Source organism: Rhizobium sp. BG4 (genome assembly GCF_016864575.1).
Taxonomy (GTDB): Bacteria; Pseudomonadota; Alphaproteobacteria; order Rhizobiales; family Rhizobiaceae; genus Rhizobium.
In genome coordinates, this window is the sequence record NZ_CP044125.1 from 3662646 (window position 1) to 3678646 (window position 16001).

The 16001-nt window shown below is 61.2% G+C and carries 11 protein-coding genes and 1 pseudogene; 4 read left to right on the forward strand and 8 right to left on the reverse strand.

Going from position 1 to position 16001, the window contains the following annotated elements:
* Positions 1 to 4: 4 nt before the first annotated feature.
* The 3 genes and pseudogenes from F2982_RS18335 to F2982_RS18345 form a co-directional block, all read right to left on the reverse strand.
* A complete protein-coding gene (locus F2982_RS18335) occupies positions 5 to 703 on the reverse strand; it encodes a fumarylacetoacetate hydrolase family protein (protein WP_203428687.1) in 699 nt (232 codons plus the stop codon).
* Between the two features lie 73 nt (positions 704 to 776).
* A pseudogene (locus F2982_RS18340) lies at positions 777 to 2749 on the reverse strand (adenylate/guanylate cyclase domain-containing protein).
* Entirely contained in the window at positions 2749 to 6405 is a 3657-nt protein-coding gene (locus tag F2982_RS18345; protein WP_203428688.1) for a FecR domain-containing protein, read from the reverse strand. The pseudogene F2982_RS18340 and the gene F2982_RS18345 overlap by 1 nt, the downstream one beginning before the upstream one ends.
* Before the next feature lie 112 nt (positions 6406 to 6517).
* Here F2982_RS18345 and F2982_RS18350 point away from each other — a divergent pair, with 112 nt between their 5' ends.
* Both F2982_RS18350 and F2982_RS18355 read left to right on the forward strand, forming a co-directional pair.
* Positions 6518 to 7057, forward strand: coding sequence for a Pycsar system effector family protein (locus F2982_RS18350; protein WP_203428689.1), 540 nt, complete (start codon positions 6518 to 6520; stop codon positions 7055 to 7057).
* Positions 7058 to 7436: 379 nt separating this feature from the next.
* A complete protein-coding gene (locus tag F2982_RS18355) occupies positions 7437 to 7649 on the forward strand; it encodes a cold-shock protein (protein ID WP_007533154.1) in 213 nt (70 codons plus the stop codon).
* A gap of 77 nt (positions 7650 to 7726) precedes the next feature.
* On the opposite strand, the gene dusA is transcribed toward F2982_RS18355, so the two are convergent.
* Positions 7727 to 8692 carry a tRNA dihydrouridine(20/20a) synthase DusA gene (dusA, locus tag F2982_RS18360; RefSeq protein ID WP_246777568.1) on the reverse strand — a complete coding sequence of 322 codons (966 nt, stop codon included), beginning with the start codon at positions 8690 to 8692 and terminating at the stop codon, positions 7727 to 7729.
* Between the two features lie 458 nt (positions 8693 to 9150).
* Here dusA and F2982_RS18365 point away from each other — a divergent pair, with 458 nt between their 5' ends.
* Entirely contained in the window at positions 9151 to 9753 is a 603-nt protein-coding gene (locus F2982_RS18365; RefSeq protein ID WP_203430121.1) for a J domain-containing protein, read from the forward strand.
* 79 nt (positions 9754 to 9832) lie between these two features.
* Here the strand turns inward: F2982_RS18365 and F2982_RS18370 are convergent, their stop codons facing one another.
* Positions 9833 to 10330 (reverse strand): hypothetical protein, encoded by a 498-nt coding sequence (locus tag F2982_RS18370; protein WP_203428691.1) that lies wholly within the window; start codon positions 10328 to 10330, stop codon positions 9833 to 9835.
* 561 nt (positions 10331 to 10891) lie between these two features.
* Here F2982_RS18370 and F2982_RS18380 point away from each other — a divergent pair.
* Positions 10892 to 11671: an IS1595 family transposase gene (locus F2982_RS18380; RefSeq protein ID WP_203428692.1), complete on the forward strand. Its 780-nt coding sequence runs from the start codon at positions 10892 to 10894 to the stop codon at positions 11669 to 11671.
* Positions 11672 to 11676: 5 nt separating this feature from the next.
* On the opposite strand, the gene F2982_RS18385 is transcribed toward F2982_RS18380, so the two are convergent.
* The 3 genes from F2982_RS18385 to uvrB form a co-directional block, all read right to left on the reverse strand.
* Entirely contained in the window at positions 11677 to 12132 is a 456-nt protein-coding gene (locus F2982_RS18385; RefSeq protein WP_203428693.1) for a hypothetical protein, read from the reverse strand.
* 67 nt (positions 12133 to 12199) lie between these two features.
* Positions 12200 to 12874, reverse strand: a complete 675-nt coding sequence (locus F2982_RS18390; RefSeq protein WP_203428694.1) for a hypothetical protein — start codon at positions 12872 to 12874, stop codon at positions 12200 to 12202.
* Between the two features lie 116 nt (positions 12875 to 12990).
* Positions 12991 to 15924, reverse strand: coding sequence for an excinuclease ABC subunit UvrB (uvrB, locus tag F2982_RS18395; RefSeq protein ID WP_203428695.1), 2934 nt, complete (start codon positions 15922 to 15924; stop codon positions 12991 to 12993).
* Positions 15925 to 16001: the final 77 nt, after the last annotated feature.

Below are 16001 nucleotides of genomic sequence, written 5' to 3' on the forward strand. Positions count from 1 at the left end.
TTCCTCAGCTGACGGTGACGGTAAGCGTGGCGATGCCATCGATACCGCATTCGACGGTATCGCCCTTTACGACGGCGCCGACGCCGGCGGGCGTGCCGGTCATGATTACGTCGCCGGGCGCCAGGATGAAGAGCTTCGAGAGCTCGGCGATGATCTCCGGCACCTTCCAGATCATCTGGTTGAGATCGCCTTCCTGGACGCGCTTGCCATTGTGATCGAGCCAGATGCGGCCGCTTGTGGGATGGCCGAGCTCATCGGCGGGGACGATCGGCGAGACCGGTGCGGAGAATTCAAAGGCCTTCGCGACTTCCCACGGGCGGCCCATCTTCTTGGCGACGGCCTGCAGGTCGCGGCGGGTGAAATCGATGCCGATCGCGTAGCCATAGATGCAGTCAAGCGCCTTCTCGACCGGAATGTTCTCGCCGCCTTCCTTCAGGAAGATCACGCATTCGGCTTCGTAATGCACATCTTCGGAGAGCGGCGGATAGGGAAAGGGCTTTCCGGCGGGCAGCAGATTGTCCGGGTTCTTCTGGAAGAAGAACGGCGGCTCGCGGCTCGGGTCATGCCCCATCTCGATCGCATGGTCGGCATAGTTGCGGCCAACGCAATAGACGCGGCGCACGGGGAAGAAATCGGCGCTGCCTTCGACGGGAAGCAGAACGGGCTGTGGGACGGGGATGACGGTCTGGAGATCGGCGGACATGGCATGCTCTTGCTGTTATCGGTGCGGTGATCTTAGACGTAAAAGGTGACGCAGGGAAAGGACGCTGGCGCGATTATCGGTCCTGTGCCGCATCGTGGCGCATGACGGCGTAATAGCCCGAAAGTTCCGGGATCATCGCCGCCATCACGTCGAAGCGGGGATCGTCCTCGACCAGTTCGCCGGCATATTTCGCCTGCAGGAACAGTGCGTGGGCGGCGAGCGCATCGTCATTGGCCCGGTGCAGAATGGTGAAGACAGGGGCAGGGACGGTCTTGCCCTTGACGATGACGCGGTCGAGCTCGGCGATCGTGTATCTGCCGCTGACCAGGAATGCCGTGGTCTCGCCGAGCAGAAGCGCGACGCCATAATTCTTCGAGGCGCCCTCCAGCCGTGAGGCGAGGTTGACGCTGTCGCCGAGGCAGGAATAGTCGAAGCGGCGGGTGGAGCCCATATTGCCGACGACGCATTCGCCGGTATTGATGCCGACGCCCATCTTCAGCACATGCAGCGGCGTACCAAAGGCCTTGGCTTCGGTTTCCAGCTCGCGATTGAGCTTGGTGATCTCCTCCTGCATCGCCAGCGATGCGGTGACGGCATGCATGGCATGATCGGGATCGTCGAGCGGCGCGTTCCAGAAGGCCATGATGCAATCGCCCATATATTTGTCGATCGTGCCGCCATGGTTGATCACCACTTCGGACAGCGGCGTCAGCAGCCGGTTGATCAGCGTCGTCAGCTGCTCCGGATCGTCCTTCATCGTCTCGGCGATGGTCGTGAAGCCGCGCACATCCGAAAACAGCACCGAGAGCGTGCGCCGCTCGCCACCGAGCTTCAGCTGCGAGGGGTCTTCCGTCAGCCGCTTGACGAGTTCCGGCGAGATATATTGCGAGAAGGCGCGGGTGATCTGCTGCTTGTTGCGCCGCTCCTCGGCGAAGTCGAAGGCAGCCTGGCCGAAGGCGACGGCGATATAGGCGATCGACGGGCCGAGTGGCGAGACGAAGACATGGCCGAAGCGGATGCCGGCGAAGCTTGCGGCAGCGAAGACACCGATCGCGGCAATCGCGGCTGCGAGCGTCAGCCAGCTGGTGGAGCGCCAGACCGTTGCCGCCGCGAGGATCGCCGCGACGAGGATCGCCAGTGCCACCAGCGGCAGCGCGCCCCTGGCGATATAGAAGCGATGGACGATATTGTCGTAGATCGTTGCCTGGATCTCGACGCCAGCCACCAGCTTGCCGGTGTGGACGGTATAGGGTGTCGCAAAGGTATCGGCGCCGCCCTTGTCGATCTCGGGCGCGTTCTGCAGGCTGAGACCGACGAGCACAACGCGATTCCTGAAGAAATTAGGGGCAGGAAAGTCGGCGGATCGAGCGCCTGATAATAGGAGACCGTCGGATAGCTGCGGGCCGGGCCGAAGGACTGGATCATTGCGCCCGCGGGCGGCATCGCGGCCGCCTTTCCCGCGGCGGCCGCCAGCATCACGGCAAAGCCGTCGCGATAGGCGGGAATGGTGCGGAAGGTGCCGTCGCCGCTAAGCTCGATCGAGGCGATGCCGGTTCTGGCACCGGCGGCCGTGAACTGCGGCATCGGGGTGGTGCGGATCAGCTGATCGGCCTGCGGCGCCTGGATCAGCGTTTCATCACCGGCAAGCACCAGATCGGGTGCAGAGGCTGCAGTGACCGCCGTGTCATTCTCGGGAGAAGAGGGCTCGGCCATGATGATGTCGAGGCCGATCGCCTTGGCGCCGGCGGCCCGCAGTGCCTTGATCAGGTCGGCGTGCAGGCGGCGCGGCCAGGGCCATTGGGCGTTGATCTGCGCCAGCGCCGGTTCGTCGATCGCGACGATGACGGGCGCGTCCTCGGGCGGAAGAGGATCATCGACGGTCGAGAGATAGTCGAAGCTCCGGAGTTCGAGCAGCGACCAGGCCGGCAGCCGCGACAGAAACGAAATCGCCACCAGCGTCGCCAGCACCAGCACGGCAAGCCTGACCGGCCGGCTGCTGAACGGCCAGCCGGGAGCGCGGATGGACTGGCGGGGATTGGAGCGCATCAGAAGCGGATCTTCAGGCTGCCCTTGACCGCACGCCCCCAGCCCGGCACGCCGGGCGCAACCTCGAAATCCTCGTCGAGAAGATTGAAGGCAGACGCTTCGAGGGCGAAACGCTTGTCGAGCGGTTCCCATATGAGATTGGCGTCGAGGGTCCAGTAGTCGTCAAGGCGATCTGCGCCACCGAGGCCGCCGTCGCCCTGGCGTTCACCGATGTAGTTTGCCGCGACCGTCGCCTTGACGTTCGCTTCGTTGACCCAGGTGAGGGCGAGCTGACCGCTCCTCTCGGGAATGTAGGGCAGGGCATCACCGAAGCCGGCGCTGCCCGTATCTTCATTCGTGGAGTGGGAATAGGCGACAGTCGCGGAAACGCCGAAGCCGTAGGCGAGCGCAACGTTGGCTGTTGCGCTGACACGATCGATGTTCGCTTTGCTGATGGTGAGGCCACCAGGCAGATAGGGCAGAAAGGGACCCGCTACCGGATAGGCCAGATCGAGGTCGCGAATTTCCTGATGTTGGTATTCGATGCTGGTGAACAGCCGATCGGTCCACTGAGCATCCCATTGGAGCGCGATCGTGTCCGTATAGCCGTCAATGCCGGAATAGGGTTGATTGGACTGGATGCCGACGACACCGATCGGTGACAAGGTCGGGGAGCCCATGTCGTAGCTCTGGCGCATGAAGGCCGCTCGCAGCCATTGACCGTCGAGCGGTGCCCAGGCGACGCCGAAACGCGGCTCGAGCCTCGCGACATCTGTCGAGCCGCCGTCCATCACTGTGCCGAAAAGCGCGTACTCGGCCTTGAGGCTTGGGGTAATCTCATGAAGCAGATCGACATAGACACGACCGATGCCGATCCGTTCATCGACCGAAGTGCCGAGAAGTGAATCGGTAGCGTTGATATCGGCAAAGCCGCCCTCGATGCCGTAGCGCCAGGTCAGATCTTCGACGCCATAGAGATGATTGATCGCTGCCACATAGTTGCGCTGTACGCTGTCGGCTATGCGCACTAGCGGTGGAGCGACGAGCTCCTGTTCAACGTTCTGTTCGGCACTCGTGTAGAAGAATGCGGCATTGACGACATTCCGATAGCCGAATGTGTGGCTCCAGCCCAGGCCGGCCGCCGTTGACTTCGTATCGATGTCGTCGCTCTCGGTGTAGCCCACAGTGGGGAAGCTGATTAACTGATCGAGCCGGCTGTCGGAGTGATTGGCGTAAAGAACAAAGCGGTCATCTGGATTGGGGGTGGCCGTCAAATATCCGTTGCCGGACAGATTACGAATGTCTCCGTCAAAGCTGCCTTGGCCACCGAAACCTGCGGGACTGGTCAGGAACGGACCATAATCGCCGCCATACGGCGTCTGCACCCACGTCAGATTCAGATACCCGCTCACCGGGAACGGGGCATTGGCAAAACCCTGCAGTTCCGCTTCACCCGTCGGTTTCGTCTCGCCAGCCGAATTGATGAAGCCCGCGCCAAGCGAGCCCTCCAGAAACGGGCGGCGCAGAAGATTTGCAGAGCGGGAGCGGCCGGACAGCATGTGCGGATCGAGCAGTAGACCCTGCAAGAGCGCCGAGAAGCTGTTCGAGTTCAGCTTGTAGAGATCGATCTCGTCGTCGAAGATTTCGGCATTGGCGAAGGGGCGGATGTTGCCGCGGATCGACTGGTCGACATAGCCGCTGCCGGCGAAGGGGTCGAAGACCGCATCGCCGTAATAGCGGCCCCAGGCGTTGAGGCCGCGCAGGCGGAAGGCGTTGTTCAGCGTCGAGCCGGCATCCTGATTGGCGCCGAGCGAGCCGTAGTGGCCGCCGCGGGCCTTGGAGCGGCGCAGGAATTCCTGGGCATTCTCAAGCGCGCCATCCGGATCGTAATCGTCGATCGCGACGGCGGTGCGGAATGACGAGATTACCGGATCGTTCTTGTCCAGCCGGTCGGCATTGTCGAGCGCCTGTTCGGAGAGGACGCGGTCGCCCTTTTCGTAGTGGCCGGCGGCGAGCATAAGCTGCGCCTGCGAATGCGCCGGATTGGCCGTCGAAGACGCCAGGAGATCGTCGATCGCCTTGTCCATCTCGCCCATCTGCAGATAGTAGCGGCCGCGGGCGAGAAGGGCGATGTCGAAGGCCGGGTCGGCGGCGAGCGCGAGGTCGATTTCGCGCTTGGCTTCCTTCATCCGTGACTGATCGAGATAGAGAATTGCCAGATTGGCATGACCGATCGGATCGTCGCGATCGAGCTCGATTGCTTTCTTCAGCGCGGCTTCGGCTTCGCGCGAGGCGCCGCGGGCATCCTGCAGCAGACCGAGGTCGTTCCAGGCCATCGATGAGCCGGGCGCCACTTCGATCGCTGCGTTCAAGTCGGCGAGGGCGCCTTCGAGATCCCCCTGATAATCGGCGCGCATGCGGGCGCGGGCCTGAAGGGCGTTCGGATCCTGCGGGTCGATCGCCAGCGAGCGGGCGATTGCGTCCTGCATCTGGACGCGGTCGTTGATCAGCAGCGCGAGCTGGGCGCGCAGCGCCGGCAGCGTCGAGTCATCAGGATAGCGCGCTTCGGCCTGCTTCATCGTGGCGATCGCTGCCGGGATGTCTTCGAGGAAGCCGGCCGTGTAGGCCTTCATCACCGCGGCGTAGGGGCCGGTGACGCTCGCCGGCGGCTTCTCGTTGCGGGAGGGATCGCGGAGCGACCGGGCGTAATAGCCGCCGTAGGCGGCGATGCCGCGGCGCAGCGGATCGAGGGAGCGTTCGGCGCTGGCAAAGAGTTTCGCCGCATCGTCATAGCGCTTCTCGGCGCCGGCGATCAGCGCCTCGATGAGATCGGCGCGGGCGCGCTGGGAGGCCGAGAGACGGGAGGCGCGGGCCTGCGCCAGGGATTCCAGCGCTTTCCTGCGGCCATCGAGCGAGAGCTGCACTTCGGCAAGCGTCAGCCAGTCCTCGGCGTTGCGGGCGCCGGGCGCCTTGGCCTCGATGCGGCCGCGCTCGCTGCGCATCTTCTGCACCGGAAGCGGCGAGGCGGGCATGAAGGTGAAGCCGCTGCGCAGCGTCAGGTAGAAGAGCATCTGCTCGCGATCATCCGGCGTGACGATGACGAGCTTGCGCGGCGCCTGGCCGATGGTGGCGACGGCGCCTTCGCCCTCCGCCACCTGGACGCTGCCATAGTCGTTCTTCAGCTCGACCTGGCCCTCGAGCACGATCAGCGAGGTCTGGTCGCCCTTGACGGTCAGCGTCCAGTCCGTGCCGCGGATAGCGGCGGCCGCAGCCGGGGTCTCGACCGTCAGCCCCGTGCCGCCGCGCTGCGCGCGGGCCCACATGGTACCGGATTGCAGGTTGAGGATCGTGTCGCCGTCGCGCGCCATCTTCTTGACCTGCAGCGCCGAATTGCGGCCGAGGCGAACCTGGGTGCGGTCGGCAAAGAGGATGGCGAGCTGGCCGGATGCATTGGTGCGCAGCACGTCGCCGCCGAGCAGATCCTGGTGCAGGTCGACGTTTTGCCAGTTCGACAGATCGACGAAGCGGACTTCCTCGCCCATCTTGCGGTCGATGACGGAACCGGCTGCCGGTTCGGCGCGCAAAACAGGGTCGGCCGCTGCCGGCCGCGCAACAAAAGACGCTGCCACAGTCAACGCCATCACGGCGGACATGGAATTCGTAAATCTACCCCTCATAGAAAAGCGTTTGTCTTTGGTGCCGCCAAAAGTCAAGCAGAGTTCTACTTATGCTATTGCTTTGGTTGTGAAGTGTAATATCAGGGAAACACTTTGCGGCGGAGTTAAGTGCGTGGCGGATTTCGAAAGTGCGACTGAACTGATGATGAGCGATCCTTCGACAGGGGATATCGGATCGGAATATTTCGATCATATCAAGAAGATAAACGACATCTTCTACGATCAGATCAAGATATCCGATCAGAAGGCGGCTTACATCTTCACCTTCATGCTTGCCTTTCTCGTCAGCTCCAGCGAGGTACGCGCGGTCTTTACATGGACGCGCTATGCGGACGGAAACCTGCAGCACATTCTGTTCTCCGGTCTGCTTGCAGCGGCGTCCGTCTTCTCGATCCTGTCGGCGATCCTGGTGGTGCTGCCGCGCCATCTCACCAAGTCCACCTCGCTATTCTGGGGCACCTGGGGCGAGCACCGGCAGCTCTTCTGGGACGCGGCGGCACGGCGCGACGAGCGTTATCTCTTCGCCGAATATCTCGACAATGCCGATATTCTCTCCACCATTGCGCGCGGCAAGTATCGTTGCGTCACACTCGCGTTTCGCGGACTGATGGTCACCGTCATCGCTTATGTGCTGCTTCTGATCGCCGGGTAACGACGGGTCCTTTTCCGGCACGGAATCCCGTTTTGAAACAGCAGTGGCTGTGGAGTGTTACCATTGGTCAAGTATCTGAATCTTTGGCATTTCCGGCCTTGCTCATGAGCATGCCACAATATTGCCGCTTGCTTTTTTTCCCGAATGCTGTCACGTCATGCAGTACTCGGGCATTAGCATGCCGGTGACTGGACAGATGTGGTAGCCCTCCCGCAAGGGTGGCAGAGCGGCTAGAAACCGCTTCGTAGACGTTCTTTCCCCGTACGTGACTTCTCCGACTGACCCTTCGCGCCCGGTTTCGGGACGAAAGCTAAAGCCGTCCGCTTCCTCTCGAGGGGGCGGATACTAAGACAAGACTAAGGGAAAAGGACTATCCCACATGGCCACCAAGGGCACCGTAAAATTCTTCAACCAGGACAAGGGTTTTGGTTTCATCACTCCGGAAGGCGGCGCTAAGGACGTATTCGTCCACATCTCCGCTCTCCAGGCTTCCGGCATCCAGTCGCTGCGCGAAGGCCAGCAGGTCACGTTCGACACCGAGCCGGATCGCATGGGCAAGGGCCCGAAGGCCGTCAACATCTCGGCTAACTAATTCGATTTCTGCCTTCCGGCAGGAATGAGAACGGCGCCTCCAGGGGCGCCGTTTTTCGTTTGGGCTGTCGTGCGACATCAGGCGCTGAGCGCTTCCGCCGGTGCGGCGGAGAGATCGACGGCGGCGAAGGCTGCGGCGATGACATCGGGGCCGGCGCCGGGCTTCGTCGCATCGGTCGACAGGATCTGGCGGTAGCGGCGTGCGCCCGGCAGGCCGGTGAACAGGCCGACCATGTGGCGGGCGATATGCTGCAGGCGGCCGCCATTGTCGATATGAGCAGCGGCATAGGCCATCATCCGGTCGCGCAAGGCGTCCCAATCCATCTCCTTGGCCGGTGCGCCATAGAAGCGCTGGTCGACATCGGCCAGGATCGCCGCATTCTGATAGGCGGCGCGGCCGAGCATGACGCCATCGACATGCGCGAGATGCGCCTGCGCTTCATCCAGCGTCTGGATGCCGCCATTGATGCCGATGAAGACGCCGGGCCAGCGCTCCTTCATGCGATAGACCATCGAATAGTCGAGCGGCGGGATCTCGCGGTTTTCCTTCGGGCTCAGACCCTTCAGCCAGGCCTTGCGGGCATGGATCCAGATCGCATCGGCGCCGGCATCGAGCACGCGTGTGACGAGATCGGGCAGGGCGGCTTCCGGATCCTGCTCGTCGACGCCGATGCGGCACTTGACGGTAACGGGCACCGAGGACACCGCCTTCATGGCACGCACGCAGTCCGCCACCACTTCGGGCGTCAGCATCAGGCAGGCGCCGAACGTGCCGGATTGCACGCGGTCGGAGGGGCAGCCGACATTGAGATTGATCTCGTCATAGCCATAGGGCGCGGCGATCCTGACGGCCTCGGCGAGCTTTGCCGGATCGGAGCCGCCAAGCTGCAGCGCGATCGGATGTTCGGCGGCATCGAAGGAGAGCAGCCGTTCGCGCGGCCCATGAATGATCGCGTCGGCGACGACCATCTCGGTATAGAGGAGGGCATTGTGGCTGATCTGGCGGTGAAAATAGCGGCAATGACGATCGGTCCAGTCGATCATCGGCGCCACGGCAAAGACAGGCCCATTGGAATAATGCGCCTTGCCTTCAGCCAAAGATGTCCCGCCGCCTTGCGCCGCCATGCCGTCTCGATCCTGTTTCGCTGCCGTCCCGCCACAATCTGGCCCATCAGGGATGGGAAGGCGGGGCGCGAAGCGCAACCGCCGGGAACGAGGGTGCTATACAGAACAAAAGCCCGGAAAGCGAGCGGCAAAATCCGGATGCGACACCGGCCCGCCGTCGCGCTTTCCCCATGAAAATGGCGGCGAGTTCACAATTTCGTCCCGACCGGCGGAATAATGTGGGCCGGCGCGGCCGGGGCTTGATGCAGCCGGGGCAAGCGCGTAGGTCTGAAACAAGGATGCTGCAGGGCGTCACCGGCCGGAGACATCGGCCGGAATAGACGCGCTGCGGGAATGCGAATGCGGAAGAGGTGGGCGGTTTGATCGATCCCTATGTGATGCTCGGAATTGACCGCGATGCAGGCGAGCAGGCGATCCGCAGCGCCTGGCGCAAGGCCGCCAAGACCGCGCATCCCGATGCCGGCGGCGATGCCGAGCATTTCGGCAGGCTGCAGGCCGCCTATGATCTCCTGAAGGACCCGGTGCGCCGCCGCGTCTATGACGATACCGGCTATGATCCGCAGCTCGCCGACCCGAAGGATATTGAGGGCGTGCTGATGCTGGAAAAGCTCGTCAACGACATCATCCTCGACGAGCGCGAACCCGGCAGCTTCGACCCCGTCGCCGCCATCCGCCGCAAACTCTCCGACGACATCGTCAAGAACCGCTTCCACATCCTGGAACTGGAACGCCACCGCAACCGCGTGCGCCAGCATATCGACCGCCTCGGCCGCCGCCCCGAAACCGACGTCCTCGGCTCGATGCTGCGGGCGCGGAGCCAGTCGATCACCGACGCGATCCAGAAGGCGCAGGGTCAGATCGAAGCGATCGAGCATGCGTATCAGATGATCGAGGGGTATAGTTATGAGCTGGAGGCGTTGGTGATGGTGGCGGAGCGGGGGAGTGAGGTTGAGGTGAGGCGGGGGGAGGCTGCGGAGTAGCGGCCGCATGACGATTACACTAAACTGGCCCCTAATTTTGTATCTACTGCCAGCTAGCGGCGCGCCTCCCTCCAAAAACTCATGCGTTCGTCGCTGCTAAGTCTCTATACGCCGAAAGCTTGTCACGATTTATTACTTCCAATATTCTTTCTTTTATATTTGAAACTCTCACCGAGTCGTCCGCCTTGTCCAGACGTACCTTGTCTACGCTGACGATTAGCTCAGCGTCTCTACGTTGCTTGGCAATTAAATCTGGAAATTCGCATACGATTTCACACTCGCCCTCGCAGTCAACGTAGCTGAAAGATGCAACGGCTTGCATACTATATACTTCCAGGTATTCGTGGATTGACTCATCTTTGAGGAATACAGATGCGTGCATCTTGTTGCCTCTGAAATCCATTGCTTTAAAATGCTCCTCCATCCATTTTATATTTTCTGGTAGGCTCAAATCTTCTGCCGGTCTCATTCCTAGTTCTTTTAAGTCAGCAAAAGCTAGTTCTGGGCTGGTGCGTTGTTGTATTATTATTTTTAAGAATTTTATTCTGTTTTTATTTGAGAAGTCGGAAAATTTCATACTTACAACTACCGACTCTTTCGATATGTGATTTTTCCGGAATTAGGTAGCAACTGCCACCAGCTCCCTAGAGCGGGACGCTAGCGCGAGAAGAATCCGATCGACTCTTCGCTACGAGCCTGGTAGGGTCCGCGGCATGTTCAGGCCCATAGACATACGACAACGCTGATTTTCTGCCCGCCGACCCCGGCGGTGCCCTGTCGTATCGCGTAATCACCAAGGGACCGAACATGCCAATCAACCTTCCCGCCACCAGTCCGTCGCAGCCCTCTATCTCCTCTGAACTGGAGGCACTTCGGAGGGTAGAAATATTGGGGCAACCAGCACTTCCTGCTCTCGCCCTATTGCCGCACCTTCACGTTTAAGAACCTCAGGACGTTCGACGAGGAAAAAGCCTACAAGGTCTTTTGCTTCCTCCGGTGGCCGGACAGCCACGGGAAGCCGGAGTGCGTGCGTTGCAGTAACAAGAGCTGCTGGGAGATCCGCCGCAAACGCTTCAAGTGCCAAGCATGCCGCCGGGAATTCTCTGTCACCACCGGGACGGTCTTCGCCTTCCGGAAGATGCCCTTTCTCGACATCCTGACGGCGCTGTGGTTCTCGGTGAACTCGGTCAAGGGCAAGAGCGCTCTGCAGCTCTCTCGCGAGCTGGGCGTCCAGTACAAGACGGCCTGGGTCATTCTCATGAAAATGCGCGAGGCGATCTCGTCGAGGCGCTTGGACATGATGCTCGAGGGCGAGATTCATATCGACGGCAAATACGCGGGCGGCCACATCAAGCCGGAGAACCGAAAGGCAGATCGCGTCGATCGACGACGAGCCGAGAACCAGAACAACAAGCGCCTGACAATCCTGACGATGCGCGAGAAGTCGCCGTTCGGCCGCGGCAGAGAGCAGACGCTGACGCGCGTCATCCGGAGCGAGGATTCCAACGAGGCATGGGAGATGGTCAGGAAGCACGTCCGTAGGGGGTCTCGCCTGCACGCAGACGAGCATTTCAGCTACGATGATCTCGAAGGCCTGCAGGAACTCCACCGGGTCAACCACAGCGAGGAATATCAGGCGAAGGGCGGGGTCAACACGAACCACGTCGAGAGCTTCTTCAGCCGTATCCAGCGCGCCTACGTAGGCATCCATCATCGCTTCTCGGTCAGGTATTTCGACTGGTACGCGGCTGAGATGGCCTGGCGCGAAGACAACCGTCGCGTCGACAACGGCATGCAGCTCTGGGGCATGATCTACAAGGGGCTCTCGAGGCCGACATCAAGAAACCTGTGCGGCTACTGGCAGGGGAACCATCCGCCAGATCTCGTTTGGAAGGGCGGCGAAAGCCCTGATGCGTAGCCGGGTTAGGCCGCGACCTCCCACTGGTAGCGGCGCCCGTCGATCATTCCGGCCCGCCTGATGCGGTTGGCCTTCGCGAGCTGATCAAGAACCTGAGAAAAGCGGCTACCGATCTGGCCCAGTCTGGCATCGTCTTCCGCAAGGCCCGTTTCGGTCGCGAAGACGCGAGCGAAGTCTGCTGTAGACATCGGTCGTTCAGCCGTGCGTAGAGTTCTCAGGACAAAGCTTCGCCGATCAAAGCCCTTGAAGAGCTGGGTAATGCTGTTGGGACTGGGAGTTGCCCGCTTCGAGCGGCGAACTGTGCCTGATGTATCGGGCATGTAGTCGGATTCGTAGGTTCGAATGACGAGATCGAAAGCGATCTGCTGCTGCTCCAGCGCGGCAATCTGGATTCTCAGCTCTTCAATCTGCGCGCCGAGATCTGCCCGCTTTCTCTTCAATTCATCCGCAACAAGAACCATACGCAACCACTCCTTTAGGATCGCGTCGATCCTAAGAGTTCAATGGCAGAGAGTCTGGTGGCAGTTGCTACCTAATTCCGAAAAACTCTGAAGGCATCGACAGGCCGTGCGTCGGTATATTTCTATCGGTGAAATTGTCAGAGTATCTCGTATAATTGAAACTAATGTTGTCGGTAGGGAAAATTCTTTTTGCTGCAGCCAGAGAATTGTATATGAATTGCGCTCTGTTGTTATCCACTACTTGTATGGTTTCAAATTTCAGAGATGATGGAATATTTGCATTAGAAATTTTTGAAATAATATCTTGGTCGGAAGATTTTTCTGACGTAAGCCAAAATAATACTCCAACAAAGGACTCGGAATTGACTTCCTTTGTATCCGTAAGCCCCCGAAGAGATTCTCGATGGGCGTCGGAATTTTTGTAGCACTCGATAGTGTGCGCTAAGTCCGTGATGTAACCCTTGAATGTCGAAGATGGGCTTTTGGGATAGGCCTTCTGACTAAACTTAACTGACATAATCACGTGCTCGGCGCGAAAGTCTTCTAGCTGCTTCTTTTGCGGGAAAAGCAAATCAATGCCATGCGTCTGGCGACCTTTTATCTGGTTTTCTGTCGCGTGTTTCTGAGGCCTCATACACGCGATACTGATATTCTCTAGCGCGCGCTCCCACCCGATCATAGCGAGAAAGTTTCGAATTAACTTCTCACCATCGTCGCCAATCTTCTTTGAAAGTTCACCCATTGAAATGATCCGTCCTAAAAGTATCTCGCGACGGTATCTTTCGTTTCGATTAAGTCAACCTATGCTGGATTTATTTTCATCGTTATCCCGCTCTTGCGACTTGGCGAAGGCGTTTGTCACCGCCCCGGCCGCCCGGTCTTGCCCTTCGTCCGGCTCTTACGCTTCTGCTCGCCCGGATCCTCATAGCTCCCAACCCCCGTCTTGCCGCGCACCAGCGGTCGCGGGTCGTCACGCTCCGGTTGCCCCTCCATCAGCGGCGAGAACCGCTTTGTGCTCTTCGATGCGTCGGGCTTTTCCGGCAGCGTGCCTGATACAGGCTTTTCCGTGCGGCCGACGGTCATTTCGTCGAGGTCGTTGCGGCGGAAGAGGGAGGTCGGAGCAAGATCGCCCCCCTCTGGCCTGCCGGCCATCTCCCCCACGGGTGGGGAGATCGACTCGTTGCGGCCGCTCGCTCCACTTTCCGGCTTTGGTGCCGTCGAACGAAGCCTCGAAGCATCCCGCTTGCCGGCTTCCATCGACTTGGCTTCCTCGCGGGCCATCGGGTCGTCCATGACGGCGAGTTCGGCGGCCTTGAGGCGTTTGATTTCGTCGCGCAGGCGGGCGGCTTTTTCGAAGTCGAGGTCGGCGGCGGCGTCGCGCATGGATTTTTCCAGCGCGTTGAGATGGGCCTGCAGGTTGTTGCCGACGAGGTTGCCGCCGTCGGCGAAGCCCTTGCCATTGACGCCCGAAATGTCGGCGCGGACGTGGTCGCGTTCGTAGACCGAGTCGAGGATGTCGGAGATGCGGGCCTTGACGCTCTCTGGCGTGATGCCGTGTTCGGTATTGTAGGCCATCTGCTTTTCGCGGCGCCGCGCGGTCTCGTCCATGGCGCGCTGCATCGAGCCGGTGATGTTGTCGGCATAGAGGATGACCTTGCCGTCGACGTTACGCGCGGCACGGCCGATGGTCTGGATCAGCGAGGTCTCGGAGCGCAGGAAACCTTCCTTGTCGGCGTCGAGAATGGCGACGAAGCCGCATTCGGGAATGTCGAGGCCTTCGCGCAGCAGGTTGATGCCGACGAGGACATCGAAGGCGCCGAGACGCAGGTCGCGGATGATCTCGATGCGCTCCAGCGTGTCGATATCCGAGTGCATGTAGCGGACGCGCACGCCCTGTTCATGCAGGTATTCGGTCAGGTCCTCGGCCATGCGCTTGGTCAGCACGGTGCAGAGGGTGCGGTAGCCCTTGGCGGCAGTCTCGCGGATTTCGCCGAGCACGTCGTCCACCTGGCTGCGGGCGGAGCGGACTTCGACGGGCGGATCGATGAGGCCGGTCGGGCGGATGACCTGTTCGGCGAAGACGCCGCCGGACTGATCCATCTCCCAGCCGCCTGGCGTCGCCGATACGGCGATCGTATCCGGGCGCATCGCATCCCATTCCTCGAAGCGGAGCGGGCGGTTGTCCATGCAGGAGGGCAGGCGGAAGCCGTATTCGGCCAGCGTCGCCTTGCGGCGGAAGTCGCCGCGGTACATGCCGCCGATCTGCGGCACGGTGACATGGCTTTCGTCGATGAAGACGATGGCGTTGTCAGGGACGTATTCGAACAGCGTCGGCGGCGGATCGCCGGGATCGCGGCCGGTCAGGTAGCGCGAATAGTTCTCGATGCCCTGGCAGGAGCCGGTGGCTTCCAGCATCTCGACATCGTAGCGGGTGCGCTGCTCCAGGCGCTGGGCCTCCAGCAGGCGGCCGGCCTTTTCGAGCTCGACGAGGCGGAGCTTCAGCTCTTCCTTGATCGACTTGATGGCGCCGTTCAGCGTCGGGCGCGGCGTCACATAGTGCGAGTTGGCGTAGATCTTCACCGATTTCAGGTCGCCGGTCTTGGCGCCGGTCAGCGGGTCGAATTCGGTGATGGCGTCGATCTCGTCGCCGAACATCGAGATGCGCCAGGCCGCGTCTTCCAGGTGGGCCGGGAAGATTTCGATCGTGTCGCCGCGGACGCGGAAGGAACCGCGGGTAAAATCCATGTCGCGGCGCTTGTATTGCTGGGCCACGAGGTCGGCCAACAGCTGGCGCTGGTCGAGGCGGTCGCCGACATTCATCTGGAACGTCATCGCCGTATAGGTCTCGACCGAGCCGATACCGTAGATGCAGGAGACCGAGGCGACGATGATGCAGTCGTCGCGCTCCAGCAGCGAGCGCGTCGCCGAGTGGCGCATGCGGTCGATCTGCTCGTTGATCGAGCTTTCCTTCTCGATATAGGTGTCGGAGCGCGGGACGTAGGCCTCCGGCTGGTAATAGTCGTAGTAGGAAACGAAATACTCGACGGCGTTGTCGGGGAAGAAGTTCTTGAACTCCGAATAGAGCTGGGCCGCCAGCGTCTTGTTCGGCGCCAGGATCAGCGCCGGGCGCTGGGTTTCCTCGATCACCTTGGCCATGGTGAAGGTCTTGCCCGAGCCGGTGACGCCGAGCAGCACCTGGCTGCGGTCGCCATTCTCCAGTCCCTCGACGAGATCGCGGATCGCCGTCGGCTGGTCGCCGGCGGGCTTGTATTCGCTGTCCATGCGGATGGTGATGCCGCCTTCGGACTTGTCGGGGCGGGCCGGGCGGTGCGGCGTCCAGATCTTGCCGTTCCTGTGCAGCGGGTTGCCGCTCTCGATCAGCTTGGCGAGCGCATCGACCGTGGCGGTGACGGCGGTGCCGGCCGAAAGCGACGAAGCTTCCTCCAAGCCGACATCGAGGCCGGAGACCGGGTTGAGGCCGGCGGCGGCACGGGTCTTCGGATCGGTCGAGCCACCGATCGAGACGCCGCGCGCGGTCTTGGACACCGTCGCCTTCTTGTTGACGCTGACGGCTTCGCTGTGCTTGCGCGCCTCGTTCTCGACCTTCTTGCGGTGCTTGCCCGCCTTGGAGGCGATTTCGCGCTGGCTTTCGACGCCCGCGGCCTCGGCATCACGCTCCAGCTGCTTCACCCAGTCGGCGACGGACCCTTCGAGCGGGGCGCCTTCGAAAGACGACTGGGGAGCTTCCTCGAAGCCATTCGGGGCGGGAGATTTCTTCGGAGTTTTGGCCATGGCCGGAATATGGAGAGAGTCAGCGCGAAAGTGAAGAGGCAAAGAGTACAAAAGGGAAACGAATGAATCGTTCGGAT

Coding starts and splice junctions, on each gene's coding strand:
- dusA (WP_246777568.1), bottom strand. CDS start 8,692: ATGATCGACTGGACCGATCGTCATTGCCGCTATTTTCACCGCCAGATC.
- F2982_RS18335 (WP_203428687.1), bottom strand. CDS start 703: ATGTCCGCCGATCTCCAGACCGTCATCCCCGTCCCACAGCCCGTTCTG.
- F2982_RS18390 (WP_203428694.1), bottom strand. CDS start 12,874: ATGGGTGAACTTTCAAAGAAGATTGGCGACGATGGTGAGAAGTTAATT.
- F2982_RS18355 (WP_007533154.1), top strand. CDS start 7,437: ATGGCCACCAAGGGCACCGTAAAATTCTTCAACCAGGACAAGGGTTTT.
- F2982_RS18370 (WP_203428691.1), bottom strand. CDS start 10,330: ATGAAATTTTCCGACTTCTCAAATAAAAACAGAATAAAATTCTTAAAA.
- F2982_RS18345 (WP_203428688.1), bottom strand. CDS start 6,405: ATGAGGGGTAGATTTACGAATTCCATGTCCGCCGTGATGGCGTTGACT.
- F2982_RS18365 (WP_203430121.1), top strand. CDS start 9,151: ATGCTCGGAATTGACCGCGATGCAGGCGAGCAGGCGATCCGCAGCGCC.
- uvrB (WP_203428695.1), bottom strand. CDS start 15,924: ATGGCCAAAACTCCGAAGAAATCTCCCGCCCCGAATGGCTTCGAGGAA.
- F2982_RS18385 (WP_203428693.1), bottom strand. CDS start 12,132: ATGGTTCTTGTTGCGGATGAATTGAAGAGAAAGCGGGCAGATCTCGGC.
- F2982_RS18380 (WP_203428692.1), top strand. CDS start 10,892: ATGCCCTTTCTCGACATCCTGACGGCGCTGTGGTTCTCGGTGAACTCG.